The sequence below is a fragment of the Streptomyces argenteolus genome (genome assembly GCF_042902585.1).
GTDB lineage: Bacteria > Actinomycetota > Actinomycetes > Streptomycetales > Streptomycetaceae > Streptomyces > Streptomyces argenteolus.
In genome coordinates this window covers 200,112-200,533 of record NZ_JBIBEG010000013.1, presented here as the reverse complement: position 1 = coordinate 200,533, position 422 = coordinate 200,112, and positions in this window count along the sequence as shown.

Below are 422 nucleotides of genomic sequence, written 5' to 3'. Positions count from 1 at the left end.
CTCCCAGGTCACCCGCGACGACGTGATCGAGAAGAACATCGCCCACTTCCGCGCCGCCGACACCGACTACGGCAAGCGCGTGGAGGAGGCCGTCCACGCCCTGCGCGAAGACTGAACCTCCACCCCAGGGCCCTGCCCGTGCCGCACACCCGGATGAGGGGTGCCGTCGCGGCACCGGCAGGACGGGACCGCGACGGCGGACGACGCCAGTGCGGTGGCGAAGGGCGCGGCGGCCGGCTCCAGACCTGAAGGTGCCGTCCGTCCCGCCCCACAGCCCGCCGTCGCGGTCGCCGTGAACGGAACACAGGGGTGGGGGGGGCGCGGGGGGGGGGGGGGGCCCCCCCCCGCCCCGCCCCCCGGCCCCCCCCCCCCGGCCCCGCCCCCCCCCCCCCCCCCCCCGGCGGGGGCCCCCCCAAAACGCC